The 25,269-nt window shown below is 66.8% G+C and carries 28 protein-coding genes; 8 read left to right on the forward strand and 20 right to left on the reverse strand.

Annotated elements, in window-relative coordinates; genetic code table 11:
- Nucleotides 1-47: 47 nt before the first annotated feature.
- The 7 genes from ABD002_RS16935 to ABD002_RS16965 all read right to left on the reverse strand — a co-directional run bounded on the left by ABD002_RS16935 (nucleotide 48) and on the right by ABD002_RS16965 (nucleotide 6,165).
- Nucleotides 48-440 carry a DUF3037 domain-containing protein gene (locus ABD002_RS16935; protein ID WP_343793209.1) on the reverse strand — a complete coding sequence of 131 codons (393 nt, stop codon included), beginning with the start codon at nucleotides 438-440 and terminating at the stop codon, nucleotides 48-50.
- A complete protein-coding gene (locus tag ABD002_RS16940; protein WP_343793211.1) occupies nucleotides 427-1,194 on the reverse strand; it encodes a HipA family kinase in 768 nt (255 codons plus the stop codon). Before ABD002_RS16940 ends, ABD002_RS16935 begins: the two co-directional genes overlap by 14 nt.
- Nucleotides 1,191-1,490, reverse strand: coding sequence for a type II toxin-antitoxin system RelE/ParE family toxin (locus tag ABD002_RS16945; protein WP_343793213.1), 300 nt, complete (start codon nucleotides 1,488-1,490; stop codon nucleotides 1,191-1,193). Before ABD002_RS16945 ends, ABD002_RS16940 begins: the two co-directional genes overlap by 4 nt.
- A complete protein-coding gene (locus tag ABD002_RS16950) occupies nucleotides 1,490-1,750 on the reverse strand; it encodes a type II toxin-antitoxin system ParD family antitoxin (RefSeq protein WP_343793215.1) in 261 nt (86 codons plus the stop codon). Before ABD002_RS16950 ends, ABD002_RS16945 begins: the two co-directional genes overlap by 1 nt.
- 266 nt (nucleotides 1,751-2,016) lie before the next feature.
- Nucleotides 2,017-3,000 (reverse strand): isoaspartyl peptidase/L-asparaginase family protein, encoded by a 984-nt coding sequence (locus ABD002_RS16955; RefSeq protein ID WP_343793217.1) that lies wholly within the window; start codon nucleotides 2,998-3,000, stop codon nucleotides 2,017-2,019.
- A gap of 222 nt (nucleotides 3,001-3,222) precedes the next feature.
- Nucleotides 3,223-5,385: a peptidyl-dipeptidase Dcp gene (gene dcp, locus ABD002_RS16960; RefSeq protein WP_379988401.1), complete on the reverse strand. Its 2,163-nt coding sequence runs from the start codon at nucleotides 5,383-5,385 to the stop codon at nucleotides 3,223-3,225.
- Nucleotides 5,386-5,541: 156 nt separating this feature from the next.
- The gene (locus ABD002_RS16965; protein WP_343793219.1) at nucleotides 5,542-6,165 is read right to left on the reverse strand and encodes an arylesterase; all 624 of its coding nucleotides are present in this window, start codon (nucleotides 6,163-6,165) and stop codon (nucleotides 5,542-5,544) included.
- Here ABD002_RS16965 and ABD002_RS16970 point away from each other — a divergent pair.
- The 4 genes from ABD002_RS16970 (at nucleotide 6,164) to ABD002_RS16985 (ending at nucleotide 10,689) form a co-directional block, all read left to right on the forward strand.
- Nucleotides 6,164-6,853: an ABC transporter ATP-binding protein gene (locus tag ABD002_RS16970; protein ID WP_343793221.1), complete on the forward strand. Its 690-nt coding sequence runs from the start codon at nucleotides 6,164-6,166 to the stop codon at nucleotides 6,851-6,853. The genes ABD002_RS16965 and ABD002_RS16970 overlap by 2 nt on opposite strands.
- Nucleotides 6,850-9,330 (forward strand): ABC transporter permease, encoded by a 2,481-nt coding sequence (locus tag ABD002_RS16975; protein WP_343793223.1) that lies wholly within the window; start codon nucleotides 6,850-6,852, stop codon nucleotides 9,328-9,330. Before ABD002_RS16970 ends, ABD002_RS16975 begins: the two co-directional genes overlap by 4 nt.
- Before the next feature lie 44 nt (nucleotides 9,331-9,374).
- Entirely contained in the window at nucleotides 9,375-9,713 is a 339-nt protein-coding gene (locus tag ABD002_RS16980; protein ID WP_343793225.1) for a DMT family protein, read from the forward strand.
- Nucleotides 9,714-9,960: 247 nt separating this feature from the next.
- Nucleotides 9,961-10,689 (forward strand): DUF3761 domain-containing protein, encoded by a 729-nt coding sequence (locus ABD002_RS16985; protein WP_343793227.1) that lies wholly within the window; start codon nucleotides 9,961-9,963, stop codon nucleotides 10,687-10,689.
- Nucleotides 10,690-10,807: 118 nt separating this feature from the next.
- Here ABD002_RS16985 and ABD002_RS16990 read toward each other — a convergent pair whose 3' ends face one another.
- The 13 genes from ABD002_RS16990 to gspG all read right to left on the reverse strand — a co-directional run bounded on the left by ABD002_RS16990 (nucleotide 10,808) and on the right by gspG (nucleotide 21,208).
- A complete protein-coding gene (locus tag ABD002_RS16990) occupies nucleotides 10,808-11,947 on the reverse strand; it encodes a choice-of-anchor Q domain-containing protein (protein WP_343793229.1) in 1,140 nt (379 codons plus the stop codon).
- Nucleotides 11,948-12,044: 97 nt separating this feature from the next.
- Nucleotides 12,045-12,860 carry a nucleoside triphosphate pyrophosphohydrolase gene (mazG, locus tag ABD002_RS16995; RefSeq protein ID WP_343793231.1) on the reverse strand — a complete coding sequence of 272 codons (816 nt, stop codon included), beginning with the start codon at nucleotides 12,858-12,860 and terminating at the stop codon, nucleotides 12,045-12,047.
- A gap of 139 nt (nucleotides 12,861-12,999) precedes the next feature.
- On the reverse strand, nucleotides 13,000-13,797 hold the full coding sequence (cysQ, locus tag ABD002_RS17000) for a 3'(2'),5'-bisphosphate nucleotidase CysQ (protein ID WP_343793233.1): 798 nt from the start codon (nucleotides 13,795-13,797) through the stop codon (nucleotides 13,000-13,002).
- Nucleotides 13,794-14,354, reverse strand: a complete 561-nt coding sequence (nudE, locus tag ABD002_RS17005) for an ADP compounds hydrolase NudE (protein WP_343793235.1) — start codon at nucleotides 14,352-14,354, stop codon at nucleotides 13,794-13,796. Before nudE ends, cysQ begins: the two co-directional genes overlap by 4 nt.
- 74 nt (nucleotides 14,355-14,428) lie before the next feature.
- Nucleotides 14,429-15,223 carry an inositol monophosphatase family protein gene (locus ABD002_RS17010; protein ID WP_343793237.1) on the reverse strand — a complete coding sequence of 265 codons (795 nt, stop codon included), beginning with the start codon at nucleotides 15,221-15,223 and terminating at the stop codon, nucleotides 14,429-14,431.
- Nucleotides 15,224-15,225: 2 nt separating this feature from the next.
- Nucleotides 15,226-15,990 (reverse strand): type II secretion system protein N, encoded by a 765-nt coding sequence (locus ABD002_RS17015; protein ID WP_343793239.1) that lies wholly within the window; start codon nucleotides 15,988-15,990, stop codon nucleotides 15,226-15,228.
- Nucleotides 15,991-16,124: 134 nt separating this feature from the next.
- Nucleotides 16,125-16,616, reverse strand: coding sequence for a type II secretion system protein GspM (gene gspM, locus ABD002_RS17020; RefSeq protein ID WP_343793241.1), 492 nt, complete (start codon nucleotides 16,614-16,616; stop codon nucleotides 16,125-16,127).
- A complete protein-coding gene (gene gspL / locus ABD002_RS17025; RefSeq protein WP_343793243.1) occupies nucleotides 16,613-17,869 on the reverse strand; it encodes a type II secretion system protein GspL in 1,257 nt (418 codons plus the stop codon). The genes gspM and gspL overlap by 4 nt, the downstream gene beginning before the upstream one ends.
- 183 nt (nucleotides 17,870-18,052) lie before the next feature.
- Complete coding sequence (gspK, locus tag ABD002_RS17030) at nucleotides 18,053-19,060, reverse strand: type II secretion system minor pseudopilin GspK (RefSeq protein WP_343793245.1); 1,008 nt, start codon at nucleotides 19,058-19,060, stop codon at nucleotides 18,053-18,055.
- The gene (gene gspJ / locus ABD002_RS17035) at nucleotides 19,057-19,668 is read right to left on the reverse strand and encodes a type II secretion system minor pseudopilin GspJ (RefSeq protein WP_343793247.1); all 612 of its coding nucleotides are present in this window, start codon (nucleotides 19,666-19,668) and stop codon (nucleotides 19,057-19,059) included. Before gspJ ends, gspK begins: the two co-directional genes overlap by 4 nt.
- Nucleotides 19,665-20,036, reverse strand: coding sequence for a type II secretion system minor pseudopilin GspI (gene gspI, locus ABD002_RS17040; RefSeq protein WP_343793249.1), 372 nt, complete (start codon nucleotides 20,034-20,036; stop codon nucleotides 19,665-19,667). The genes gspJ and gspI overlap by 4 nt, the downstream gene beginning before the upstream one ends.
- Nucleotides 20,033-20,545 (reverse strand): type II secretion system minor pseudopilin GspH, encoded by a 513-nt coding sequence (gene gspH / locus ABD002_RS17045; protein WP_343793251.1) that lies wholly within the window; start codon nucleotides 20,543-20,545, stop codon nucleotides 20,033-20,035. The genes gspI and gspH overlap by 4 nt, the downstream gene beginning before the upstream one ends.
- Nucleotides 20,546-20,764: 219 nt before the next feature.
- Nucleotides 20,765-21,208 carry a type II secretion system major pseudopilin GspG gene (gene gspG, locus ABD002_RS17050; RefSeq protein ID WP_343793253.1) on the reverse strand — a complete coding sequence of 148 codons (444 nt, stop codon included), beginning with the start codon at nucleotides 21,206-21,208 and terminating at the stop codon, nucleotides 20,765-20,767.
- 43 nt (nucleotides 21,209-21,251) lie between these two features.
- Between gspG and ABD002_RS17055 the strand changes: the two genes are divergently transcribed.
- The 4 genes from ABD002_RS17055 to ABD002_RS17075 all read left to right on the forward strand — a co-directional run bounded on the left by ABD002_RS17055 (nucleotide 21,252) and on the right by ABD002_RS17075 (nucleotide 25,202).
- Entirely contained in the window at nucleotides 21,252-22,607 is a 1,356-nt protein-coding gene (locus tag ABD002_RS17055) for an adenosylmethionine--8-amino-7-oxononanoate transaminase (protein ID WP_343793255.1), read from the forward strand.
- A gap of 202 nt (nucleotides 22,608-22,809) precedes the next feature.
- Complete coding sequence (locus ABD002_RS17060) at nucleotides 22,810-23,544, forward strand: 16S rRNA (uracil(1498)-N(3))-methyltransferase (RefSeq protein ID WP_343793258.1); 735 nt, start codon at nucleotides 22,810-22,812, stop codon at nucleotides 23,542-23,544.
- A 187-nt stretch (nucleotides 23,545-23,731) separates the two neighbouring features.
- Nucleotides 23,732-24,079, forward strand: coding sequence for a hypothetical protein (locus ABD002_RS17065; protein ID WP_343793260.1), 348 nt, complete (start codon nucleotides 23,732-23,734; stop codon nucleotides 24,077-24,079).
- A 460-nt stretch (nucleotides 24,080-24,539) separates the two neighbouring features.
- Nucleotides 24,540-25,202, forward strand: coding sequence for a transposase (locus ABD002_RS17075; RefSeq protein ID WP_343793262.1), 663 nt, complete (start codon nucleotides 24,540-24,542; stop codon nucleotides 25,200-25,202).
- The last annotated feature ends 67 nt before the right edge of the window (nucleotides 25,203-25,269 follow it).

Here is a 25,269-nt window from a genome sequence, read left to right on the forward strand (position 1 = left end):
GCCTGGCGTGTTGACGGGTCTGGCTTGTTCGACGTGATGCGATGCGATCAGGCTTTCGGGCGCGGCACGCGCACCATCGTATCGAGCAGGCGCTCGATCGCGACCGCCGGATCGGGACAGCGCCCGGTATGCGTCGGCGAGGTCTGGATCATCGTGCTGCGCGGCGCGGTCAACCAGTGGAAGCGCTCACGCGGCGGCAGTTTTCCGATCGGGCCGGCCGCCTCGCCGCCGGCACAGATCGCCGCGAACGCGGCGAGATGGCCGCGTACGGTGTCGAGATCGAGCGCGGGATCGAGTGCGCGCAGGCGTGCTTCGTCGAGCTCGATGCGCGCCTCGAGGAAGCCGCCACGCTTGCACGACAGCACGACGCCGGCATTGACGAACTCGCCGCGCTCGACTCTTGGCACCACGCGGATCAGTGCATAGTCATACGCGTGCACGGATCGCCTCCTCGACGAATGCGTGCGGCGCCTCGATGCGCCGGCACAGGTACTGCGCGTAGGCGCCGCGATGTTCTTCGGCGCTCGCGAACGGGGCGTCGCCGCCCAGCCACGCTTCCGGAATCCGCGCGACGATACGCCCGATCGCCTCGCGCGTGACGAGCGCGCTCATGCGCGCGTCCGCTTCGCGCAGTGCAGACGCGAACGGCAGCAGCACATGATCCCTGATCCGCGCGAACGGATCGGTCGCGCGCTCCAGATAGCCGTCCCAGTTGTGGTGGAAGTACAGTGCCGCGCCGTGGTCGATCAGCCACAGCTTGCGATGCCAGATCAGCAGGTTCGTGTTGCGCGCGGTGCGGTCGACGTTGCTGACGAACGCGTCGAACCAGACGATCGCGGAGGCGAGCTCCGCATCGGGCTTCTCGACGACCGGATCGAACGTAACCGATCCCGGCAGGTAGTCGAGCGCGAGATTGAGGCCCGCGCTGGCGCGGATCAGGTGCTGGATCTCCGGATCCGGTTCGGTGCGCGCGAGATCCGGATCGAGTTCGACGAACACGATCTCCGGCACCGGCAATCCGACCAGGCGTGCGAGTTCACCGGCGATGAGCTCCGCGATCAGCGCCTTGGCGCCCTGCCCCGCACCGCGGAACTTCAGCACGTAAAGGCCCTGGTCGTCGGCCTCGACGATCGCGGGCAGCGAACCACCTTCGCGCAGCGGTGTGACGTAGCGGGTGGCGGAGACAGTTCTCAATCGCGAATCCCTTCGAGTTGCGCGGGCAAATCACGTGCGCCATGCAGGATGCGCACGATCAGGATCTGTTCGGCGCTCGCACGGAAAAAGACCACATAACGTCCATGCAGGCTGGATCGGATCCCCGGACCGAGCTGAGGACGGGCAGGCCATGCGAGTGGCGCGTCGGCGATCCGTGCGCAGTGTGCGCGCAGCTCGCGGACAAACGTGACGGCACGCCGCAGATTGTCCGCGGCGATGTAGTCGCCGATCTCTTCCAGATCGCACTCGGCGAGCCGGGAAAAGACGGCTCGCATCAGCCGCGCGCGTTGGCCGCCTGATACTTCGCTTCGAGTCGATCGAACACGGCGTCCGCGTCGTGCCCGGCGCCGCTGTCCAGACCTGCCTTGACCGCTGCACGCAGCGCCTTCAGGCGCAGCGCCTTCTCCGCTTCCGCGTCCTCGAGAAGACGCAGGCCGGCACGAACCACCTCACTGGCGTTGTTGTACTGCCCTTCCGCAAGCTTGCGCTTCACGAAATTCTCGAAATGCTCGCCAAGGGCGACGCTGGTCGGCATGACCGCTCCCACTAACAGTTAGTTATCATCATTGTCCGCGAAGGCCGCTGCGTGTCAATGACTATCATCACGCAGCCACGTAGGTGGGCTTCAGCCCATCCGGCGTGTCCATGCATCGCTCACTCGATCTTCAATGAGGTGAAACTGGCAAGAGCCTATAGCTCGTCGTCCCGGCGAAAGCCGGGACCCAGCGTCTGACTAACTCGAGACACTGGATTCCGGCTTTCGCCGGAATGACGAGACAAGTGCCTTCGCATAGACGCCGATCAATCCCCCAGAATCGCGACGTGCACCTTCCCATCGCGATCGACCCAGCCGCGATACATGCCATCGGTATTGAACGGCGTCGCGAAGTTGCCGTCGGCGTCGAGCGCGATCACGCCGCCGTCGCCACCGAGTTTCGGGATCACGTCCATCACGACTTCCTTCGCGGCCTGCGCGACCGGTTTCTTCGCGTACTCGACGCGCGCGCAGATGTCGTGTGCGGCCGCCGCGCGGATGTAGTACTCGCCCCAGCCGGTCGCGGAAACCGCGCAGTGCGCGTTCGCGTAGGTGCCGGCGCCGATGACCGGCGAATCGCCGACACGGCCCCAGCGCTTGTTGGTCATGCCGCCGGTCGAGGTCGCCGCGGCGAGACGGCCGGCGCTGTCGAGCGCGACGGCGCCGACCGTGCCGTAGTGGATCGCGCGACCGAGCGATGAATGCTGGTTCTTCGCCTCCGCCTTGAGCGCTTCCTGCAACTGCTGCCAGCGCTCCTCGGTGCGGAAGTACGAGGGATCGACCAGTTCGATGCCGACCGTCTTCGCGAACGCCTCGGCGCCATCGCCGATCAGGAACACGTGCGGCGACTTCTCCATGACGGCGCGCGCGAGCAGCACCGGATTCTTCACTCGGTGCACGCCGGCGATCGCGCCGGCGCGCAGTGTTGCGCCGTCCATGATCGCGGCATCGAGTTCGTTCCTGCCATCGTGCGTGAACACCGCACCCTTGCCGGCGTTGAAGCGCGGCGAGTCCTCGAGCACGAGGATCGCCTTGGTCACGGCATCGAGGCTGCTGCCGCCGCTCTTCAGGGCTGCATAGCCATTCTTCAGCGCGGTCTCGAGATCCGCGCGAACGAGCTTTTCCTTTTCCGGCGTCAGGTCCTTGCGGATCACGCCGGCGCCGCCATGGATCACCAGCACGGGCACGGCGGCCTCCGCGAGTCCGGCAAACAGGCACAAGGAAGCAGCGAGGATGCAGCGGACAAGCATGGGCGCATTCCGGTGAGGGACATGCGACGAGTATAGACGCGAGCGGCGGAGCGGAACGCCACGATGCGGGAGCGGCGGCCGCGACTCACTGGGGCCGTGTTGAACACCATCCCCACCCAACCCTCCCCTTGAAGGGGAGGGCTGAATGCAGCGCGGCTGCCGCCGCGCCGCACGCGCGTCAGGTCGAGGGAGATCCCGTTCCCAGACGCGCAATCAGGTGAATTACTTGTCGCCCGCGGTTTCCTTCAGGCCACGCTGTTCAAGCAGCGGCTCGACGCTCGGATCGCGGCCGCGGAAGTCGCGGTACAGCTTGGCCATGTCCTCGGTGCTGCCACGCGAGAGCACCATGTCGCGGAAGCGCTGGCCGTTCTCGCGGGTCATGCCGCCGTGCTCACGGAACCAGTAGAACGCATCGTGATCGAGCACTTCGCTCCACAGGTAGGCGTAGTAGCCGGCCGCATAGCCGCCGCCCCAGATGTGCGCGAAATACGAGGTGCGGTAGCGCGGCGGAACCTCATACATGTCGATCTTGAATTCCTTGAGCGCCTTGGTCTCGAACGCATCGACGTCCTGCTTCGGTGTGCTCTCAGGCAGCGTGTGCCAGGCCATGTCGAGCAATGCGGCGGCCAGGTATTCGGTGGTCGCAAAGCCCTGGTTGAACGTGCGTGTCTTCTTGATCTTCTCGACCAGTTCCGCCGGCATCGGCGCACCGGTCTGGTAGTGCTTGGCGTAGTTCGCGAACACCTTCGGATCGCTGGCCCAATGTTCGTTGAACTGCGACGGGAACTCGACGAAATCGCGCGGCACGTTGGTGCCCGAGAGCGTCGGGTATTTCACGTTCGAGAGCATGCCATGCAGTGCGTGGCCGAACTCGTGGAACATCGTGGTCACGTCCTCGAACGTGATCAGCGCCGGCTGGCCCGCGGACGGCTTGGTGAAATTGCAGACGTTGAACACGACCGGCTTGGTGCCGAGCAGGCCGGACTGGCCCATCAGGTTGTCCATCCAGGCGCCGCCGCGCTTGCTGTCGCGCTTCCAGTAGTCGGCGTAGAACAGCGCCATCGAGGTGCCATCCTTGTCGAACACCTCGAATGCGCGCACGTCCGGATCCCAGACCGGGATGTCCTTGCGTTCCTTGAAGGTCAGCCCGTACATCTGGTTGGCGGCGAAGAACACGCCGTCATGCAGCACGCGGTCGATCTCGAAATACGGCTTGATCTGCGCGGCATCGAGATCGTACTCGGCTTTGCGCACCTGTTCGGCGTAGAACTGCCAATCCCACGGCGCGAGCTTGAAGCCGCCCTTGTTCTTGTCGATCAGCGCCAGCATCTTGGCCGCTTCGCCATGCGCCTTCGCGATCACCGCCGGCACCATGTCGGTCATCAGCTTCTCGGCAGCTTCCGGCGTCTTCGCCATCTGGTCGTCGAGCGTGTAGGCGGCGAAATTCGGGAAGCCAAGCAGTTTGGCGCGCTCGGCACGCAGCACGGCGAGGCGCTGGATGATCGCGCGCGTGTCGTTCGCGTCGGTGTGCTCGGCACGCTCGGTCGAAGCTTTGAACAGGCGCTCGCGCAGAGCACGGTTCTGGAGCGAGACCTGCGCCGGCTGCTGCGTGGTGTTCTGCAGCGTGATCACGTGCTTGCCGTCCAGCTTGCGCGACTTCGCCGCGTCGGCCGCGGCCGCGGTATCGGCGGCGGAGAAACCGGCGAGCTCGGCCTTGTCGGAGACCACGACCGCGCCGGCGTTATTGGCCGCAAGCAGCTTGTTCTGGAAATCCGTGGTGAGCGTGGATTCTTCCTTGTTCAGCGCGCGCAGCTTCACCTTGTCGGCTTCGCCGAGCTGGGCGCCGGCGCGCACGAAGTTGCGGTAATAGCGTTCGACCAGCTCGTTCTGCTCCGGGTCCAGGCCGAGCGTCGCGCGCGTGTCGTAGAGCTTCTTCACGCGCTGGAACAGCTTGTCGTTGAGGTAGATCGCGTCCTGGTGCTCGGCGAGCTTCGGCGCGATGTCTTCCTGCACCTTCTGCAGGGTCTTGTTGGTGTCTGCGCCGGTCAGCGCGCCGAACACCGCGCCGACGCGGTTGAGCAGCTGTCCGGAACGTTCCATCGCCTCGATCGTGTTCGCGAAAGTCGGCGCGGCCTTCAACGCCGCGATCTTGTTCATCTCGGCAAGCTGCTCGCGCATGCCGGCCTCGAGCGCAGGCTGGTAGTCGCCATCCTTGATCTTGTCGAACGGCGGCGCCTGGAACGGCAACGCGCTCGCCGCCGCGAACGGATTGCTTGTCGGCAGCGCAGCGGTCTTCGCGGCAACGTCCGTGACGTTCGCCAGCATTCCGAAACCGCCAACCAGGATCAGGTTCATCGTCGTCGTCAACACTCGTGATCGCAACATGGGCAGACTCTTCCTCGCCGGGTTGATGATGGAATCAGGCACGATCAGGCCCCCCGCGCCTGACAGCTGGCCCGCCAGCTTAGCGAATGCGGGACGTGACGGGCATGTGCCGTTTGGCCCGGCCGGATGCCCTGCCCGGCGCCGGGCGGCCCCGTCTCAGCGCAAATCCTTCAATACCGGCGCGAGCACCGACCAGACGTTGTCGAGCACCTTCGGCTCGCCAGCCACCTTCGGATGCAGGCCATCGTCCTGCATCAGCGCGGGGTCGAGCGCGACGCCGTCGAGCAGGAACGGGACCAACGGCACGTTGAATTCATCGGCCAGGCCCCGATACAACGAACGCAGGCCGTCGCGATACTGCGGACCATAGTTGACCGGCAGCTCGATGCCGACCAGCAGCGTGCGCGCCTTGGCGGAACGGATCGCCTTGAGCATCGCCGCGAGGTTCACGCGGATCCCGGCGAGCGGCAGGCCGCGCAAGCCGTCGTTCGCGCCGAGCTCGACGATGACCAGCGCGGGCCGGTGTTCGGCAAGCAGGGCCGGCAGGCGCGCGAGCCCGCCGGCGGTGGTTTCACCGCTGATGCTGGCGTTGACGATCGGGCGCGGCATCGAGGCTTCCTGGAGGCGGCGGTCGAGCAGCGCGACCCAGCCATCCTTCGGCGCGAGACCGTGGGCGGCCGACAGCGAATCGCCAAGCACGAGGATCGGCGGCTCCGGTGCTACCGCCGAAGCCGACACGCACCAGACCGATAGAAGAACCACGAGGACAGCACGAAACATGAGCGGACCCACCGGAATCGCGTTGAGTGCCAGCGAGATTAGCAAAGTCGTCGACGGCCCCGACGGCCGTCTGACCATCCTCGATGGCGTCGCGCTCGAGATCGCGCGCGGGGAGAGCCTCGCGATCGTCGGCGCCTCAGGCTCCGGCAAGACCACCCTGCTGGGCCTGCTCGCCGGCCTCGATCGCCCGAGCGCAGGTTCGATCACGCTCGCCGGCACGCGCCTCGACGCGCTCGACGAGGAAGCGCGCGCACGCCTGCGCCGACGCCTGGTCGGCTTCGTGTTTCAGAGCTTCCATCTGCTGCCGGCGCTGAACGCCGAGGAGAACGTGATGCTGCCGCTCGAACTCGAGGGTCGCGACGACGCGCGCGAACGCGCCGCCGACGCGCTCGCGCGGGTGGGACTCAATGCGCGCCGGCATCACTATCCGCATCAGCTATCGGGCGGCGAGCAGCAGCGCGTCGCTCTGGCGCGCGCCTTCGTGCACGGACCACAGATCCTGTTCGCCGACGAGCCGACCGGCAATCTCGACCAGCGCACCGGTGCCGCGATCGGCGATCTGTTGTTCGCGCTGAACCGCGAGCATGCGACGACCTTGGTGCTGGTCACGCACGACTCCACGCTGGCGGCGCGCTGTGCGCGCAGCCTGCATCTTCACGAAGGACGCATCGACGGAGCCGCCGCGTGAGGCCGCTCGCGTTCGCCGCACGCAGCCTGCGCCGTGAATTCCGGCACGCCGAACTTGCGACACTGGCCGCGGCGCTGGTGCTCGCGGTCGCTGCGCTGACCGCGGTCGCGACACTGGCCAGCCGTGTCGAACGCGCGCTGGTCGCGTCGGCGGCCGAGCTCATCGGTGGCGACCTCGGCATCGGCGCGAGCAAGCCGTTGCCGCTGGAGTTCGCCGAGGAGGCGCGCCGACGTGGCCTGGCGACGAACCTTCTCGCGGATTTTCCGAGCGTCGTGTTCGCCGGCGACAGAAGCCAGCTTTGCGACGTACGCGCCAGCGACTCCGCGTTTCCGCTGCGCGGCACGCTCACGGTCACTGATGCGGCCGGCTTCGAGAAAGCGGCGCATGCGCCGCCTGCCGGCACGCTCTACGCCGACCACGCCGTGCTCGTCGCACTCGGCGTCGGCATCGGCGCGCGCGTGCAATTGGGCGGACGCGACCTCGTGATCGGTGGCGAAATCCGCAAGTCGCCAGACAGCGGCAGCCTGTTCCGGCTGGCGCCACGCCTGCTTGTGAGCCGTGCCGATGCCGAGGCCAGCGGCCTGCTCGGGGTCGGCAGCCGCGCGCGCTATCGCCTGCTCGTCGCGGGCGACGAGAGCGCCGTCAGCGCATTCGCGGACTGGGCGAAGCCGAAGCTCCCCGACGGCGCCGAGATCACCACGGTCGAGGATGCGCAGCAGAACCTGCGCAGCGCGTTCGAGCGTGGCGAGGGTTTCCTGCGCCTTGCCGCCTTGCTCGCCGCGCTGCTGTCCGGTGTCGCGGTCGCGCTCGCGGCGCAGCGCTTCGCACGGCGCAAGGTCGAGGAGGTCGCCCTGCTGCGCTGCCTGGGTGCAAGCCGCGGCGAGATCGTCAGCGCGCTCGTGCTCGAACTCGCCCTGCTGGCGTTGCCCGCGTGCATCGCCGGGCTCGCGATCGGATTGGCGCTGCAGCAGCTCGTGCTGAGCCTCGCCGGCGGTCTCCTGCCCGGCGCACCACCCGGGCTGCCATGGGGACCGCCACTGGCGGCGTTCGCGGTCGGACTCGCGGTGCTGTTCGGTTTCGCGCTGCCGCCGCTGCTGCGCCTGCGTGATGTCGAACCGATGCGCGTATTCCGCCACGATGTCGGCGCGCGCATACGGCGTTTCGATGCGCTGTACCTGTTGCCGGTCATTGTCGGCGCGCTGCTGGTCCTGCTCGGCGCCGGCAACCTGCGACTCGCCACGACGCTCTCGATCGGTTTCGCCGGTGTCGGGCTGGTGACCTTCGTGCTCGGTCTCGCGATGCTGGCATTGGTCCGAATCGGCAGCACGCGCCTGCGCGGCGCATTGCGCTTCGGACTCGCCAATCTCTCGCGGCGCCGCGCGCTGACCCTGCTGCAAGCCGGCGCGCTTGCACTGAGCCTGACCGCGCTCGCGCTGCTCGGCGTGATCGGGCCGTCGCTGCTCGAGCGCTGGCGCGCCGACCTCGCGCCGGACACGCCGAACTGGTTCCTGATCAACCTGCAGCCGGACCAGCACGTGGCGATGCAGCAGCGCCTGCACTCGCTCGGCGCGGCGAATCTCAACCTGTTGCCGCTCGCCGTCGGCAAGCTCATTGCGATCAATGGCCGCGTTCCGAATGCGACCGACTATCAGGATCGCCGCGCCGCCGGCTGGATCAACGGCGAGACGCGCGTGAGCTGGAGCGAGCAATTGCCGCCTGCGAACAAATTGCTGCAGGGTCGCTGGTTCGGTGCTCACGCTGATCGGCCCGAGCTGTCGGTCGACCGGATGTGGGTCGACCTGTTCCACCTGAAGCTCGGCGACACGCTCACCTTGAGGGTCGGCGAGCGAGAGATCACGGCCACGATCACCAGCATCCGCGGCGTCGACTGGGACTCGTTCCGTGCGAACTTCTTCCTGATGCTCGACCCGGCCAGCGGCGCGGTCCTGCCGCACAGTTTCGTCGCGAGCTTCCATCTGCCCGGCGACACCGCCTCTGCGCTGGCCGCGCTGTCGCGCGATTATCCGAACGTGTCGCTGATCGATCTCAACGCGGTGCTCGACCGCGTGCGCGACATCGTCGACCGAGTCACGCGCGCGGTCGCATGGGTGCTCGGCTTCAGCCTGCTCGCCGGCGTGCTGGTGCTGCTGGCCGCGCTGGCGGCGACCGCGGACGAACGCCGCTTCGAGGCCGCCCTGTTGCGCACGCTCGGCGCGTACCGGCATCAGCTTTCCACTGCGGTGCTTGCCGAATTCGCGGTGCTCGGCCTGCTGGCCGGCGTGATCGCGGTCGCCGGCGCGGCCACGCTTGGGAGCGTGCTCGCGCACCAGGTGTTCCGCCTTGCCGACTACGCGCCGCCGCTGGCTCCGCTGGCCGCGATCGTCGCCTGCGCCGCCCTGATCGTCGCACTCGCCGGCTGGGTCGGCACCTTGCGCATCGCACGCAGCGCGCCGGTCGCGGTGCTGCGGCGCGGTTGACAGGTTCGCTACCATGCGCGCGACCTCGTTCGTGAGTCGCGCCCATGTGGAACACCCTGCTGCCCCTCCTGCTGCTGACCGGTTCGAACGTGTTCATGACGTTCGCCTGGTACGGCCACCTGAAGTTCACCGACCGGCCGCTGTGGCTGGTGATCCTGGCGAGCTGGGGCATCGCATTCTTCGAGTGCTGCCTGCAGGTGCCGGCGAACCGGTATGGCTTCGCCGTCTACAACCCGGCGCAACTCAAGGCGATCCAGGAAATCATCACGCTCGCCGTGTTCGCGGTGTTTTCGGTGGTGTATCTCGGCGCGGCGATCCGCTGGAACCATCTGGTCGGTTTTGCGCTGATCGTCGCGGCCGCGTTTTTCATCTTCAAGGAGTAGCGCATGCGCTTCGTCGGCGTCCGGCCGGTTGATGTCGTGTGTGCATACGCAGCATGGTTTGGCGGTGCTGTAACGACCAGACTTCCGCTGCGCTGACCGCCGCTCACTGCGCGCCCGGCCTCCCGGTCAACATTCGTTGCATCTTCCGGCGCCGCAGCATCGCTATGTTCATATTTTCTCTGGCATGCTGCGCGCGCGCTTCCATCCGGAACGCGGCAGTCCATCCACCCTGTCCAGGAGAAGTGATATGAAAGCTCTGCTCGTGTCGTTGACGATGAGTCTGGGATTCCTCGCAGCTCTCGGCGCTCAAGCGCAGGCGCCGGCGACCGCGCCGGCCGGCACTACCGGGCTGTGCAAGGACGGAAGCTACTACTCCGGCGAAACCAAGAAGGGCGCCTGCCGCGGCCACCAGGGTGTCAAGGAATGGTACGGCGCCAGCGCCGCTGCGCCCGCGCCGGCAGCGGACAACGCAACGAAGAAATCCAGGAAATCCAAGGCCGACACCGAAACCGCATCCGCCGCTCCTGCAGCCGCGCCGGCCGCTGCCGCACCTGCCGGCTCGACCGGTCTCTGCAAGGACGGCACCTACTACTCGGGCGCCGAAAAGAAAGGCGCCTGCCGCGGCCACAAGGGTGTGAAAGAGTGGTACGGCGCGCCGGCCGCAGCGGGTACGGCTGCAGCGGCAACGACGAAGAGCAGCGCGCCGATGACGCCTGCTGCGGCACCGGCGGCGCCGGCACCCGCGCCGGCTGCACCCGCACCGACCCACTCCGCGATGCCGGCCGCGCTGAATCCGGCCTCACGCACCGCCGCTCCGGGCGGTGGCGCCGGCAAGGTCTGGCTCAACACCGAGTCGAAGGTCTACCACTGCGAAAAGGACGAGTGGTACGGCAAAACCAAGCAGGGCGAGTACACGACCGAGGCGGATGCGATCGCCAAGGGCGCGCATGCTGCGCACGGCAAGAAGTGCTCTTGATCGTCAATTGACGGATCCGTGCAGGCGGTTGCCTGCACCTGGCAACACGAATCCCGCGGAACCTAAGGTTCCGCGGGATTTTTTCATGGTGCGCATCACTCCCCGCGTTGCAACGGACTCATCCGTCGAAGCCGTCGGCGAAAATCAGATCGATGATGCCCCCGACCTCGACCGCACCGCTGTCGCAGCCAACGCCACTTGGCCTGCCGGCACCGCGCTGGTCAACCAAGATCGCGCACTGTGCGGCCGGTATGTGGTTGATCGCGGGATTGCCGGCTTGCGGAAGCATCGTGAGTGTCGGACCACCATTGTTGGCCAGCGCGCCCATCGGCAGGCTCTGGTTGACCAGGTCGCCAGTTCCGGTGAACACGCCGCCACAACCCGTGTCGTTGCTCAGGTTGTAGCCGGCCGTCGCGAGCACGCCATCGCAGTTGCCGGCGCTGTTCGCGCTGACGATCGACTTGCCGATCGTCAGCGTGCTGGTCGCGCCGCCGTCGTTGTAGAGCCCCGCGCCGAATGGAGCGGTGTTGCCGACGATTGTCGTGTACGTGACCGAACTGGCGCCGCTTCCGGTCTGGTAGAACGCGCCGCCACCGAGGCTGCCCGCGTTGGCGGCGAACGTCGAGTTCACGATCGTGGCGGGGCTGTTGCTGTAGATCGCGCCACCGTAGCGTGCGGCGCTGTTGCCGTTGAACGTGCTCGTGCTGACATGCAGGTCCGTGCCGGTGTGGGCGATGGCGCCGCCGTCGCCGCTGGTTGACGACGTGGCCGCGTTGCCGGAGAACGTGCTCCAGCTCACCGTCAACGTGCCGTAGTTCGCGACCGGCGTCTCGGTCGACGAATTGTTCAGCACACGCACGGTATCGAGCGCAAGGACACCGAAGTTCTCCAGCGCATGACTGGCATTGAACACGCCGTGCTGCAGGGTCAGGCGACGCAGGGTCACGCTGGCGCTGGCGAACACCTGGAGGAACGGCGACGCATTGCCGCCGTCGAAGGTGATCCTGCCGCCGCCGTCGATCGTGACCGCGTTCGCGATCGTCTTGTAGCTCGTGAACGCGATCGTCGCGGCCGCGCCGCAATTGAATGTGATCTTGCCGCCGCCGCTGCCGTCGACCGTGGCAAGCACACTGCTGAAACCGACTTCGTTGCAGTTGGCCGGGCCAACGACGCCGTCGCTGGCGGCGACTCCGGGGGCGAAAACGAGCAGTCCGGACAGCGCGCAGAGACCGGCGCAATGCTTGTCGATGCGATACATGGCGACGCTCCTCGCAGGGCGCATCCATGCATTCGGGATTTCGCGGTTGCGATTACAGGGGCCTGGACGCCGCCTGACAGCCCGTGGTGTGTCGCGGTCAGCCGGCGGACTTCTCCTCGGCCTTGGCACGGTTCCAGAGCGCATCCTGCTCCGCGAGCGGCTTGCCGGCAAGCGTTTCGCCCGACGTCATCGCGATCGCTTCCATGCGCCGGAAGCGTCGCTCGAATTTCGCGTTTGCATGGCGCAACGCGTGCGACACGTCGACCTTCGCATGCCGCGCGAGATTCACGCAGACGAACAACACGTCGCCGATCTCGTCGGTCAGGCGCTGCGCATCGGCGCCGTCGGTGAATTCGGCGCGTACCTCGTCGATCTCCTCGTGCAGCTTGTCGAACACCGGGTTCACGTCCGGCCAGTCGAAGCCGACACGTGCCGCGCGCTGCTGCAGCTTCAACGCGCGCTGCCACTCGGGCAGGCCGCGCGAGATGCCGGCCAACGCGCTGGTGTCGGCATCGCCGCGCGCGCTGCGCTCGTCGGCCTTGAGCGCCTCCCAATTCACGGTCTGCGCCTCGGCGGATTCGAATGACGCATCCGCGAACACGTGCGGATGGCGACGCACCATCTTGTCGCAGATCGCGGTGACCACGTCGCCGAACGCGAAATGCCCGGCCTCCTCGGCCATGCGCGCGTGGAACACGACCTGCAGCAACAGGTCACCGAGTTCATCGCGAAGATGCGCGAAGTCGCGCCGGTCGATCGCGTCGGCAACCTCGTACGCTTCCTCGATCGTGTACGGCGCGATTGTCTCGAAGGTCTGCTCGAGGTCCCAGGGACAGCCGCGTTCGCGATCGCGCAAACGCGCCATGATCGTCAGCAAGTCATCAATGCGGAGGGTTGTGGAGTCGCTCGTCATGTCGGCGGTGGGTCGGAAAATCAGATTGGCTGTAGGAGCGGCTTCAGCCGCGATGCTCTTCGAGACACGTTGAACATCATCCCCTCCCAACCCTTGAAGGGAAGGCTTGAAACGACTGTGGCTGAAACGCTGTTACGGGCTACGCCAGCAGCGCGGACCAGTCCGCATCCCGATCACCGATCGCGAAGAAATCCGGATTGATCAGCGACTCGCGCGTGTTGTACCGGAATGGCCTTCCCTCGAAATCGAGCACCGCACCGCCCGCCTGCTCGAGCACGCACTGGCCGGCCGCGGTATCCCATTCGCAGGTGGGGCCGAGACGGAGATAGAGGTCGGCCTCGGCCGCCGCGATGCGCACGAACTTCAGCGACGAGCCCAGCGGCAACTTCGCACACGGCCCGAGCCGCGCGAGCAAGTCGGTTTCGTGCTCGGATGCATGCGAACGACTCCCGGCGACGACCAGCGGCGACGCGCGCCGGCGCGTACCGACATGCCGCGACCTGCCGCCCGCGTCCGTCAGCCAGGTGCCGCCGCCCTGCCAGGCGCAGGCGAGCTCTCCGCTGATCGGCGTCTGCACAATACCGAGCACCGGTTTGTGGTCGTCGATCAACGCGATGTTCACCGTGAATTCGCCGTTGCGCTTGACGAACTCGCGCGTGCCGTCGAGCGGATCGACCAGCCAGTAGCGCACCCAGCGCGACCGCTCGGGCCAGGCGATGTCCGCGGATTCCTCGGACAACACCGGCAGTTGCGGTGCAAGGTCATGCAGGCCAGCGACGATCACGCGATGCGCGGCGAGGTCGGCCGCGGTCAGCGGCGAGCGGTCGTCCTTGTGCTCGACCGCGAAGTCGGAGCGGTAGACCTCGAGGATCGCCGTGGCTGCATGCCGTGCGATCTCGGCGGCGCCGCGCGCGAGGCGTTCGAGTTCCGAGCTCATGGCTGCGGCCGGAAACGTCCGGCGAGATATTCGCGCGCGATGAACAGTGCGGCGATCGAACGGCCGTCGGTCACGTCCGGCTGTTCGAGCAGCCTGTGCAACTCGGACATCCGCCATGGCACCACCTCGAGCGGCTCCGGTTCGTCACCGACGAGGCGCTCCGGATAGAGCTGGCGCGCGAGCACGATGTCGGTCATCGCCGTCATGTAGGCCGGCGAAACGGAAAGATTGCCGAGGATGTGCAGCTCGCGCGCGCCGAACCCGATCTCCTCCTTGAGCTCGCGATTGGCGCCCTGCTCGACGGTCTCGTCGCGATCGAGGCGCCCCTTCGGCAGGCCGAGTTCGTAGCGGTCGATGCCGACCGCGTATTCGCGCACCAGCAGCACGGTGTCCTCGTCCTGCATCGGCACGATGATCACCGCGCCGTGTCCCGAGCCTTTCAGCCGCTCGAACGTGCGCTTCTCACCGTTCGAGAACTCGAGATCGACTTGTTCGGCACGCAGGAACCGGCTCGCTTCGAGCGAGCGGGTCGCGTGGATGACCGGCGGCTTTGGCATGGCCGCATTGTACGCGGCGCGCGCTATGCAGTCGCGCGGACAACCCGTTCAGCACCGCCGGGCCATCGGCGGCGTTATCGCGCGGCAATGAAAGCAGCCAGTGCCTGCGCATGCAGCGCAGGCGTTCCGGCCAGCGCGCTGCGCGTGTCGAGACCGACCGCGCGGCCATCGAGATCGGTGAACACGCCGCCGGCCTCGCGCACGATGACGACCAATGGCGCGATGTCGAGGATGTTGAGGTCGGATTCGATCACGAGGTCGATCGCGCCGCGGGCGAGCAGGTGGTAATGCAGGAAGTCGCCATAGCCGCGGATGCGACCGACGCGACGCACGAGATCGGCCAGCACATTCCAGCGCGCCGGCGCCGCCGCCAACGATTTCAGGTTGCCGGTCGAAATCGCCGTCTGCGCGCCGAACTCGCGCGTATCGGCGACCTGCAACTGCTTGCCGTTGAGAAATGCACCGCCGCCGCGCACGGCCCAGGCGCGCTCGCAGTACTCGCCCGCGGCGGACACGCCGAGCACGAGTTCGCCCACATGCATCAGCGCGATCTGCGTCGAAAACATCGGATAGCCACGCACGAACGCCTTGGTGCCGTCGATCGGATCGATCAGCCAGAGGAAATCGCCCTCGCCTTCGCGGCCTTCCTCTTCACCGTAGAACGCATGATCGGGAAACTCGGCGCGCAGCACGCGCTTGATCGCAGCCTCGGCCTCACGATCCGCCTCGGTGACCGGCGTCGCATCGGGCTTGGTCACCACCGAGAAGTCCTGCGCGCGATAGCGCGGGCGGATCACCGCTTCGGCCGCATCGGCCGCGCGATGCGCGACGACGAGCGCGCGGGCGAGAAAATCGCCGGTCGGCAACATGCTCAAAGCACTTTCAGAATCTGGCCGTGGACGACCAGTTTCGTCGAACCGTCCGGCTGCGGCTCGCCGATATAACGCAGCGCCTCGGTGATCTGCGCGTCGCCATTGCGCGCGCTGAGTCGCGCCTGCGCATCGGTCGTGGCGAACCGCACCTTGAACGTGCCGTCGACCGCGAGAGTGCCTTGGCCATCGTCGCGCAACGTGCCGGCAACGCTGCCATCCGGCTGCGAGGCGAATTCGGCGAGGATGTCGGAGAAGCGCGCCTCGGCCTGGCCGGCCACGCCGGCGTCGCTCCAGCGTGCGTTACCGCTCGCATCGCGCAGCATCGCGTTCGCGAGCGTCGCCTGGTTGACGACACCGCTGATCGTGCCGAGCAGCTTCAGCGTGCCGATGTCGAGCACTGGCGCGAGCAGCGCGGCAGGCATGCTGAAACGCAGATCGCGCGCGCTGATCATGCCGGCGCTGCGCGCCAACTCGCCGGCAACGTCCACACCGGCACCCTTGATGCGCACGTCCGCAACGAACTGCCCATGCAGCAGCGGCCCCTTCGATGCATGCCAGTCGAGCTCGCCGATATCGTGCCCGAACACGCTGACACCATCGGCATGACCGTTCCAGACGGTTCCGCTGATGCCGGTCAGCGCGACCGGCCCGAGATAGCGGGTGCCATAGCGGTAGCCGACATCGGCCGGCAGCGTCCAGGCAAGGATGCCTGCGACAACCAGCACGAACACGAGCAGCGCAAGCAGGATCTTGAAGACGCGCATTTTCCTTGGATTCCGGGAAAGTGGTGTTGGCGCATCGCGCCGCCGCCATCGGCGTGACGACCCGCACGCCACGCCGATCAGGATTGGGTGGATTGTCTTAACACGGTTTCAAACGATCGTTCAAACCACGACCGTCATGGCGCTTCCTGCAAGGTCACACGCGCGTTGACCAGACCGATGCCGTCCGCGCGGTCCGCCGACAGGTCACTGGCCTCGACGCCGTAGCCTTTCGACAAACCCTCGATCCATTGCACCAGCGCATCGAAGTTCGCCGCCTCGAAGCTGACCCGCACGCTGCGCGCACCGACCGGTTCGACGCGCTTCAGCGCCGCATCGAGGCCGGCCGCGCGCGCCGTCGCGTCGGCCAGCGCCAGCAACGACTTGCCCTGACGGTCCGCACGCGAGCGCGTGCCGGCGCTGCGCAGCTTTTCGACCTCGGCCGCACCGAGGCGCACGTAGGCAAGATCGCGGCGCTGGTTCTCGACATTCTGTTCGAGCTCGGCACGCTTGGCCGCGAGCGGATGCCAGAGCAGCGCCCAGCCGAGCAGCACGACCACGATGACTGTGCCGATGCCGAGCATGCGCCGCTCGTTCGGCGCCAGCGCCTGCCACCAGGCGGCGATCATGGGGCGCTCCCGTTGATGCGGATGCGCCCGTCGACGCCGTCCGCACCCGGATTCGCGGCGGTCACCTCGGCCTTCAGGCCCGGCACCGTGGCGAGGCGTTCGCGCACGCTGTCGAGCATGGCCACATCCCGCGTACGCAGCGCGAGTTCGAGCGTACCGTTGCGGTATTCCATGCCACGTGTCTGGATGAGCGTCGGCGAGTTCGTACCGAGCACCGGCGCGATCTGCGCGAGCACGCGCAGCAGGCCGCTCGATTCGGCTCCGCCGCGCAGGCGATCGAGGCGACCGCGCATCAGCTGTTCAGGGCTTAGGCGCGCCAGTTGCGCGGCATCGATGTCCGGAAACGCCTTGTGCACCGCCTCCTGCGCGAGCGTGTCCATGCGCGCGGACGCTCGCGACAGTCGCAGCACGTCGAAGCCGAGGTTTGCGATGGCGAGCACCACGACGGCAGCCGCCAGTGCCGCTGCGATGCGCCACCAGCGCGCACCGCGCGCGGCGCGATGCCGCGCGGTGAATTCGCCTTCGAGCAGGTTGATTGTTTCCCTGCCTGGGCCCCGGCCAGCCCATGGCCGGGATGACGATGAGGCCGTGTCGTCAAACGCCGCCGCGAGAAACGCGAGCGGATCACGCTGACGGTCCTGATAGCCTGCGACCGGCACCGGCAACGCGAGCGCCGGCGCCGCGCGGAAATCGTGCACCGTGAGCGGCGCGAGCGCGTTCGCAGCCTGCGCCTGTGCCAGCCAACCGGGCAACTCGGCCAACGTGCAGGCGAACGACGACCATGCCGCGAGGCGCACGACCGCACGACCCTCCTCGATCAACGCGCTCGCCCGACCTTGGCCCGCCGGCAGCGCCAGCGCGTCGGGAATCAGGATGTCGGGGCGGATGCCGGCCGCGCCGAGCGTGTCCAGCCACGCACGCAGTTTGGCTCTCGCGACGACCGCGACGCCGACCTGGTCGCCGTTGCCGGATGACGCGGCGAAGTGCAGTTCCTCGACCGGAGCCAGCAACTGATCCTCGACCGCATAAGGCAGCGCCTGCAGCAGCTGTGCGCGGTTGCGCGCGCTGAGCTTCGCCTCGGTCAGCAGCACGTCCTCGCTCGGCACCAATACCACGATCTCGCCGGCGCTTTCGAGCGCGCTCGCGGGAGGCAAACCCGGCGCGGACGCCGACGCCACGCGCGCAGCGCCGGCCTGGCGCAGCCAGGTCAGGCCGCCGTCGGGAGAAAGGCGCAGCAGCAGGCGATCGGGCATGTCGGTGGCTTGATCGGTGGCGTCGAAACGCGGGGATTGTAGACGAGATCGCCACCATGCCGGAGGCTCTGCGGCCTTCAATGACCACCTCCCTCCGTTCGCCCTGGGGTATCGAAGGGTGAACGGACATGCCGCCCGCGCTTCGATACCTCAGCGCGAACGGATGGAAGTCGATACGGGCTGTCAGTGCAGCGTCGTGTCCTTCCCGCCATCAATCGCGAGCGGCGCCGGCGCGACCAGCGCGTCATCGCTACCGCGGCTGCGTTCGAGCACGCGGATCAAACCTTGCCTGGGTCTTTCGATCAGGCTGTAGAACGTGAACGGCACGGCGTCGAGCACGATCTCGCCGCGGGCGAGGAAGTAGGTGCTGGCGACGTCAAGGAGCGGTGTCTGCGTGACGAGAGCGGGATCGATCTTTATGTCCAGTCGATTCCACTTGTCTGCCAGCGTCGTGACTTCCCGCCAATAGGCCTGTCCGTTCTGCCAGAGCCGCTCTCCCTGCGCCTGGGTCAGCTGCGACGCGCCAAGCGCGCGCAGCACCGGCACGCTCGCGGTATTGATGTTGATCTTCGTATTCGGTGGCAACGCGCAGACATAGGGCGCGAGCCGCGCATAGACGTCGCCGGTCACGCCACGCACCAAGCGTAGTTCCGAGACATGGGCGAAACTGCGATGCGACGCCCGATACGGCACGGGCAGCGAAAAGTAGTAGTTGTCATCGACGGAGATCCCCGACGGATCAAACCAGTTCTGGATCGATGTTGCGAGCCCCTGATCGATGCCTTGCACAATGAGCAGGCGCTTGAAAACCGCGTTCCAGGTTGTGTAGTTCGTGTTCCCTAGTGGCGGCGGCATCAGGTTGTTGAGATTGAAGCAGCCGTTGAGGTCGCGCATCGTCGCACTGATGACGCCACCCGGCACCGGCTGCGGCGGCAGTGGAAGGGCCCACGGACTGGCGTTGGTATCCACGCCTGGATTGAGGCTGAGCGACGCCTGCAGGATCTGCGCAGCATAGATTTCCAGGCCATGCGCATAAGCGTCGGCCTGCTCGGAACGCAGCACGTTGCGCGTGCGCGCGTACGCGAGTTCGCCGCGGTCGAGCAGCGCCGCGATCAGGATCACCGCGAGAGCGACGACCAGTAGCGCGACGAGCAACGCGACGCCGCGCTGGCGACGAGGCAGCGAGGTCATGGCGAGGCCTTCGGCGGCAACGGTGAGGGCAGCTCGACGATGCGCCGGATCTCGCCGAAGTCCGCCAGCGTGAAACGAAATTCGACCGCGCGCGGGAGATCGCAGCCGAGCACGTCGCGCGGCGGCCACGCGTTGCGCCACGCGCCGTCGCAACCGTAGTAGCGCAGTCGCCAATCGCCGACGCGATCGAGCAGCGCCGTCGTAGCCGGGACTGAATTCGGCGCGCGATCGAGCACCGCATAATGGCCGCGGCGCAGCGTGCCGGCATCGAGCGCATAGACGACGCGCTCGAGATTGCTGCGCGGTTCCGCGCGTGGATTGGCGAAGCCAAGGCGACTGAACTCGATGCTTTCCGCCGAGCCGGCCAGCGCCGGGAGCGTGGCGGAATCGTTGCCGAGCACCGGGCGCGAGACCGTCTGGCGCAGATCGCGTTCCAGCGCAGACACTGTGCGCGTGACCGCGGCGAAGCGATCCTGTTGCACGGCAAGCGCACCTCGCGTGCGCGCGATCGCCGCGAGCCCGCCGTAGGCAGCCGCCGCGAGCGCAGCGAACACGACCAGCGCGACCAGCAGTTCGATCAGCGTGAAGCCGCTGGAAGGCCGCTTCATGGCGACAACGCCGTGCCGGCGAAACCGCTCAGCGCCGCCGAGGGATCATGCGTTTCACCGGCGAACACGCGGATGTCGATGCGGCGGATCTGCGCGTCCGGCGTCGCCTTCACTTCGCGCTCCCAACGCCAGCCGCGGCTGGCGAACTGAACGCGGCCGTCGCTGCGCCCGGTCGCCGGGAATGGGCTCGCGAGTCGGGTCTCGGTCAGGACGTTCGCGGCCACCCAGCCGGCCAGCGTGCGCTCGCGCAGCGCATCGAAATCCTGCACCTGCACGCTCGCCGCACGCGTCAACGCGATCAGCGCGAGCGCGACCACCGCGAGCGCGATCAGCACTTCGATGAGCGTGAAGCCGCGCGTTTGAGTCATCGTGGCGGCCCGACCTTGTCGACTTTCAGCGAGCCATCGTCCTTGCCCTGGACGCGATAGCGCGGCGCATCGCCGAGCGCCAGCACCAGCGAGAACGGCGTCAGCTCGCCGGATGAGAAGCAGACCACCTGTGGCGCATCGTGCTGCGGCGTCGCCAGTTCGAGCGGCCGGCCTTCGCGCGTGAATTCGATGCGCAGCCCTTCCGGCCAGCGTCGTGCGCGCAGCTCGCCGTCCGTGCCGAGGTCGCGCCATGCGTCGCCGTCGAGCCGTCTGAACGCATAGCCGTCCGCGCTGACGACGGCACCGATCTCGCGGCCGGTCAGTTCGGCCTCGCTGCAGGCATGCCCGAGCAGCGCCTGGAAGCGCTCCGAGGTGTTCGCGAGCTGGCGTTCGCTGGTGCCGCCGATCGCGATCGTCAGTGCGGCTGCGAGCACGCCGACGATGACCACCACGACCAGCAGTTCGAGCAACGTGAAGCCGCACTGCTCCCTCTCCCCCAACGGCTTCATCGTTGGGGGAGAGGGCTGGGGTGAGGGGGCGGGGCTGCGGACGCATGCAGCTTCCGGTTGGCTTGAAGCAGCGCACCGTCGGCGCATCGCGAGAATCCAGTGCTTCATGAGTTCGCGGCCTCGCCCCCTCACCCTACCCTCTCCCCCAACGATGATGCCGTTGGGGGAGAGGGGAAATCGGGCTTTCGCGAGCATTGCCGGAGTCGCCGGGAGCGGGGATCACTGATCCCAGTTGCCGACGTCGGCCGCCTCACCCTCGCCACCGGGCTTGCCGTCGGCACCGAAGCTGTAGACGTCGATGTCGCCGTGCTGGCCGGGATGCTGGTATTGGTACGGACGACCCCACGGATCCTTGGCGACGCGATCGAGGTAGGGGCCCTTCCAATTCGGCGCATCCGGCTGGCCGGCCGGCTTGGTGACCAGCGCGTCGAGGCCCTGTTCGCTGCTCGGGTACACGAAATTGTCGAGCTTGTAGAGGCTCAACGCGGTCACGATGCCCTGAATGTCCTGCTTGGCGCGCGTGACGCGCGCCTCGCCGGGACGTTCCATCACGCGCGGCACGACGATCGCGGCAAGGATGCCGAGGATCACCACGACGACGAGGATTTCAATCAGCGTGAAACCGCGCGGGGTTCGCGGCGACGGGGAGCGCAGATGTTTCATGGCGAGACTTGTGCTCAAGGCAGACCGGCCCGGATCATAGGCCATGGACACTTCCCTTGCGAACCGCCTCGCCGTGCGCGACCTCGCCGTGGTCTGGCATCCGTGCACGCAGATGCACGATCACGAAACCCTGCCGATGCTGCCGATCGCGAGCGCCGAGGGCGCCTGGCTGACCGGCCATGACGGCAAACGCTACCTCGATGCGGTGAGTTCGTGGTGGACCTGCCTGCTCGGTCATCGCCATCCGCGCATCGTGGCCGCGCTGAAGGACCAGCTCGATCGGCTCGACCACGTGATGCTGGCCGGTTTCACGCACGAACCCGCGATCGAACTCGCCGAGGAGCTGGTGCGGATCACGCCGGCCGGCCTCGATCGCGTGTTCTACGCGGACAACGGTTCCAGTGCGATCGAGGTCGCGCTGAAACTGAGTTTCCACTATTGGCGCAACCTCGGCCGAGGCGAGCGCACGCGCTTCATCGCGCTGAGCGGCGGTTATCACGGTGAGACGCTCGGTGCGTTGTCGGTGACTGATGTCGCGCTGTACCGCGAAACCTATGCGCCTCTGCTCATGCAACCGATCTTCGCGCGCTCACCGGATGCGTATGAGAGCGAACCGGGCGAAAGCGCGGCCGAGTGCGCACAACGCCGACTCCGCGAGATGCGCGCGCTGCTCGAACACAACGCGCACGAGGTCTGCGCGGTGATCGTCGAGCCGCTGGTGCAGTGTGCCGGCGGCATGCGCATGCACGACGCGGGTTATCTCACCGGCCTGCGCGCGCTCTGCGACGAATTCGACGTGCACCTGATCGCCGACGAGATCGCGGTCGGCTTCGGCCGCACCGGCACGTTGTTCGCCTGCGAGCAGGGAAACATCGCACCGGATTTCCTGTGCCTGTCGAAGGGATTGACCGGCGGCACCCTGCCGTTGTCCGCGGTGCTGACAACGCAGACGGTCTACGCGGCGTTCTACGCGGAGTACTCCGCAGGCAAAGCCTTCCTGCATTCGCACAGCTATACCGGCAATCCCATTGCATGCCGCGCCGCGCTGGCGACCTTGCATGTGCTGCGCGACGAACCGGTGCTCGAACGCAATCGCGCGCTGGCCACGCATCTCGCCGCGAAGCTCGCGCCGCTCGTCGATCATCCGCACGTTGCCGACGTGCGCCAGACCGGGATGATCGCCGCGATCGAACTGGTCCGCGACAAAAAGACGCGCGCGCCGTTCCCTGCCAATGAGCGCCGCGGGCTGCGCGTGTATCGACATGGACTCGAACGCGGCGCCGTTCTGCGCCCGCTCGGCAATGTCGTCTACTTCATGCCACCGTTCTGCATCACGCCGGACGAGATCGACTTCATGGTCGAGGTTGCTGCCGAGGGTATCGATATCGCCGTCGCTTGAAGCTCGTGATCCAGCGCTGTCGTAGGAGCGGCTTCAGCCGCGATGCTTGCCACAGCGCGATGAACACCATCCCCACCCAACCCTCGCCTTGAATGGGGAGGGCTTGAAAAGCCATCGCGGCTGAAGCCGCTCCTACGGAACCAATCGGCACGCGATCACGGCTATTGCTCCGCGCGCAAACCCTGTCCATTACACTTCCCATATGCGCATCCCACGCATCTACGTGCCGCAACCGCTGAAGCCGGGCCGCGAAGTCGAACTGCCGGTGCAGGCCGGCCAACACATCGCGCGCGTGCTGCGGCTCGACCGCGGCCATCCGCTGCGCCTGTTCAATGGCGACGGCGGTGAATACGCCGGCGAACTCGCCTCACTGGCGAAGCGTTCGGTGACCGCTCGCGTGCTCGAATCCGCTGCTACGGCGAACCGCGAAAGCCCGCTGCGCATCACGCTCGGCCAGGGCATCGCACGCGGCGAGAAGATGGACTGGATCCTGCAGAAGGCGACCGAACTCGGCGTCGCCCGCATCGTGCCGCTGATCACCGACCGCACCGAAGTGAAGCTCGATGCCGAGCGTGCCGAACGCCGCCTCGCGCATTGGGAAGCGGTGATCGCGTCCGCCTGCGAGCAGTGCGGCCGCAACCGCCTGCCGGAACTCCACGAGCCGATCCGCCTCGCGGACTGGGCCGCCGCGATCGCCGACGAAGCCGGCCTGCGCCTCGCACTCGATCCGCAGGGCGAGGTCGCCGCACGCGAACTCGCGTCGATCGATGCCGCGACACTGGCAGTGGGACCGGAAGGCGGCCTCTCAGAGCACGATCTCGCGACGCTGGAACAGGCCGGCTTCCGCGGACTGCGGCTGGGTCCTCGCATCCTGCGCACGGAAACCGCCGGACTCGCCGCGCTCGCGGCCTTGCAGGCCATACACGGCGATTTGTAAGCGACCTGCAAATTCGAGTGAGTCGACTCCGATCGACCGCCCGTTGAACGACGCGCCGCCCTACACTGGCTGCCATCGGTCGGGGCGCATAGGCTTCACTGCACCCGCTGGGCACAAGGCGGTCCACACGCGCTGACGAACCAGCGATGCCACCATCGCCGACGCACCGACATCGAAGGCAGTTTCCATGAAAGCGGGTATCACAGCTGTACTGATCGCTGCATTCGCGCCATCTGCACAGGCGCAGACGCCGGCACAGCCGCTGGATCTGAAACTGCCCGCCGCCCACGACGCCGCCGCCGCAACGGCCGCGGATCCGCCCGGTACCTACTACGGCGACGTGGGAGGCAACGGAGATGCTTCGGACACACTGATATCAGGCAGCTTCAGCACGACCGTCGGCTACGCGAAGGGTTTCGGCACCGGCGTGTCGAACGCGGCGACGCTCAATGTGAGCAAGCAATACGACGACGGGAGGACCGTCAACCTGCACATCGATGTCAGGCGGAGCAGTGGTTTTCCAAGTCGGCGGTAGCGCGACGGGCAAATTGCGTCACGCTACCATCACCCCTACTTGAAGATTTCCTTGTTCTTCGCGTAACCGAACGCTGGCGCGCGACCAGACAGCGCTTGACCATCTCCTTGCGGATCAGTTTCGGATCGCGGGGATGCCAACCATGATCTCATGCGCGGCGACGCGGCTACCCCCGACAGCAACGACTGCGAGATCACCGCGCGCAGAATTCCGACAAGCGCTATCGCTTCTCACTGGCGGAAAACACGTCGATGATCCGGTCGGCAGTCTTTGCAGCCAAGTTAGTGCACAGGGTAGCGAAGAAATAACAAGATCAGAGTGTCTTTTCGCACGCCTGCTGTAGCGAATTTCTGACGGACAGGCGCAACCAGGTACCGGTGGCTCGGCCAGCGAAGTCACGGATGATTCGCGCATGGCCCGTTTGCCTCGCCCCGATCTCGCCCACGTTCCGCAGCACGTCGTGCAGCGCGGCAACAACCGCATGCCGTGCTTCTTCGATGACGACGACCGACGACGCTACATGACCGTACTGCGCGAAGCGAGCCTGCGCCATCACTGCTCGATTCATGCCTATGTGCTCATGAGCAATCATGTCCACCTGCTGGCGTCTCCCGCCACGCCGGGCGCCACCGCATCGATGATGCAATCCCTCGGGCGGATGTATGTCTCCACGTTCAATGCGCGACATCGACGCAGCGGCACGCTCTGGGAGGGACGATACAAGTCCCGCCTGGTGGACTCGGAAGCCTACCTGCTGCGCTGCTATCGTTACATCGAACTCAATCCGGTGCGCGCGGCGATGGTCGCCGCGCCGGAGGACTATCGCTGGTCCAGCTATAACGCCAACGCGGCAGGTGCTGATGACCCCCTGATCCACCCGCATCCGAGCTACACGGCGCTTGGAGCCACACCCGATGAGCGCCAGCGCTTATACCGCCAGCTCGTATCCGAAACACTGAGCGAAGACGAACTCGCCGAGATCCGCATCTATGTCCAGCAACAACGCGCACTCGGCAGCAATCGCTTCCAGGCAATGATCGAAGCCGAACTAGGTCGATGCGCCCATGCGCGGCCCGCCCATCGCCCTCGGCTCGCGCAACCCGCGGACGACACCCGCGGCTAAGGCACTCTGAAAACTCATGTCGCCGCCGCCTGTGCGTGGCGGTAAGTTCGCGACCGCGACGTCCGAA

Origin of the sequence: Dokdonella soli (assembly GCF_039523175.1) — a bacterium.
GTDB lineage: Bacteria > Pseudomonadota > Gammaproteobacteria > Xanthomonadales > Rhodanobacteraceae > Dokdonella_A > Dokdonella_A soli.

Coding starts and splice junctions, on each gene's coding strand:
- ABD002_RS16945 (WP_343793213.1), bottom strand. CDS start 1,490: ATGCGAGCCGTCTTTTCCCGGCTCGCCGAGTGCGATCTGGAAGAGATC.
- ABD002_RS16950 (WP_343793215.1), bottom strand. CDS start 1,750: ATGCCGACCAGCGTCGCCCTTGGCGAGCATTTCGAGAATTTCGTGAAG.
- ABD002_RS16955 (WP_343793217.1), bottom strand. CDS start 3,000: ATGCTTGTCCGCTGCATCCTCGCTGCTTCCTTGTGCCTGTTTGCCGGA.
- dcp (WP_379988401.1), bottom strand. CDS start 5,385: ATGTTGCGATCACGAGTGTTGACGACGACGATGAACCTGATCCTGGTT.
- ABD002_RS16970 (WP_343793221.1), top strand. CDS start 6,164: ATGAGCGGACCCACCGGAATCGCGTTGAGTGCCAGCGAGATTAGCAAA.
- ABD002_RS16965 (WP_343793219.1), bottom strand. CDS start 6,165: ATGTTTCGTGCTGTCCTCGTGGTTCTTCTATCGGTCTGGTGCGTGTCG.
- ABD002_RS16980 (WP_343793225.1), top strand. CDS start 9,375: ATGTGGAACACCCTGCTGCCCCTCCTGCTGCTGACCGGTTCGAACGTG.
- ABD002_RS16985 (WP_343793227.1), top strand. CDS start 9,961: ATGAAAGCTCTGCTCGTGTCGTTGACGATGAGTCTGGGATTCCTCGCA.
- ABD002_RS16990 (WP_343793229.1), bottom strand. CDS start 11,947: ATGTATCGCATCGACAAGCATTGCGCCGGTCTCTGCGCGCTGTCCGGA.
- mazG (WP_343793231.1), bottom strand. CDS start 12,860: ATGACGAGCGACTCCACAACCCTCCGCATTGATGACTTGCTGACGATC.
- cysQ (WP_343793233.1), bottom strand. CDS start 13,797: ATGAGCTCGGAACTCGAACGCCTCGCGCGCGGCGCCGCCGAGATCGCA.
- nudE (WP_343793235.1), bottom strand. CDS start 14,354: ATGCCAAAGCCGCCGGTCATCCACGCGACCCGCTCGCTCGAAGCGAGC.
- ABD002_RS17010 (WP_343793237.1), bottom strand. CDS start 15,223: ATGTTGCCGACCGGCGATTTTCTCGCCCGCGCGCTCGTCGTCGCGCAT.
- ABD002_RS17015 (WP_343793239.1), bottom strand. CDS start 15,990: ATGCGCGTCTTCAAGATCCTGCTTGCGCTGCTCGTGTTCGTGCTGGTT.
- gspM (WP_343793241.1), bottom strand. CDS start 16,616: ATGATCGCCGCCTGGTGGCAGGCGCTGGCGCCGAACGAGCGGCGCATG.
- gspL (WP_343793243.1), bottom strand. CDS start 17,869: ATGCCCGATCGCCTGCTGCTGCGCCTTTCTCCCGACGGCGGCCTGACC.
- gspK (WP_343793245.1), bottom strand. CDS start 19,060: ATGACCTCGCTGCCTCGTCGCCAGCGCGGCGTCGCGTTGCTCGTCGCG.
- gspJ (WP_343793247.1), bottom strand. CDS start 19,668: ATGAAGCGGCCTTCCAGCGGCTTCACGCTGATCGAACTGCTGGTCGCG.
- gspI (WP_343793249.1), bottom strand. CDS start 20,036: ATGACTCAAACGCGCGGCTTCACGCTCATCGAAGTGCTGATCGCGCTC.
- gspH (WP_343793251.1), bottom strand. CDS start 20,545: ATGAAGCCGTTGGGGGAGAGGGAGCAGTGCGGCTTCACGTTGCTCGAA.
- gspG (WP_343793253.1), bottom strand. CDS start 21,208: ATGAAACATCTGCGCTCCCCGTCGCCGCGAACCCCGCGCGGTTTCACG.
- ABD002_RS17055 (WP_343793255.1), top strand. CDS start 21,252: ATGGACACTTCCCTTGCGAACCGCCTCGCCGTGCGCGACCTCGCCGTG.
- ABD002_RS17060 (WP_343793258.1), top strand. CDS start 22,810: ATGCGCATCCCACGCATCTACGTGCCGCAACCGCTGAAGCCGGGCCGC.
- ABD002_RS17065 (WP_343793260.1), top strand. CDS start 23,732: ATGAAAGCGGGTATCACAGCTGTACTGATCGCTGCATTCGCGCCATCT.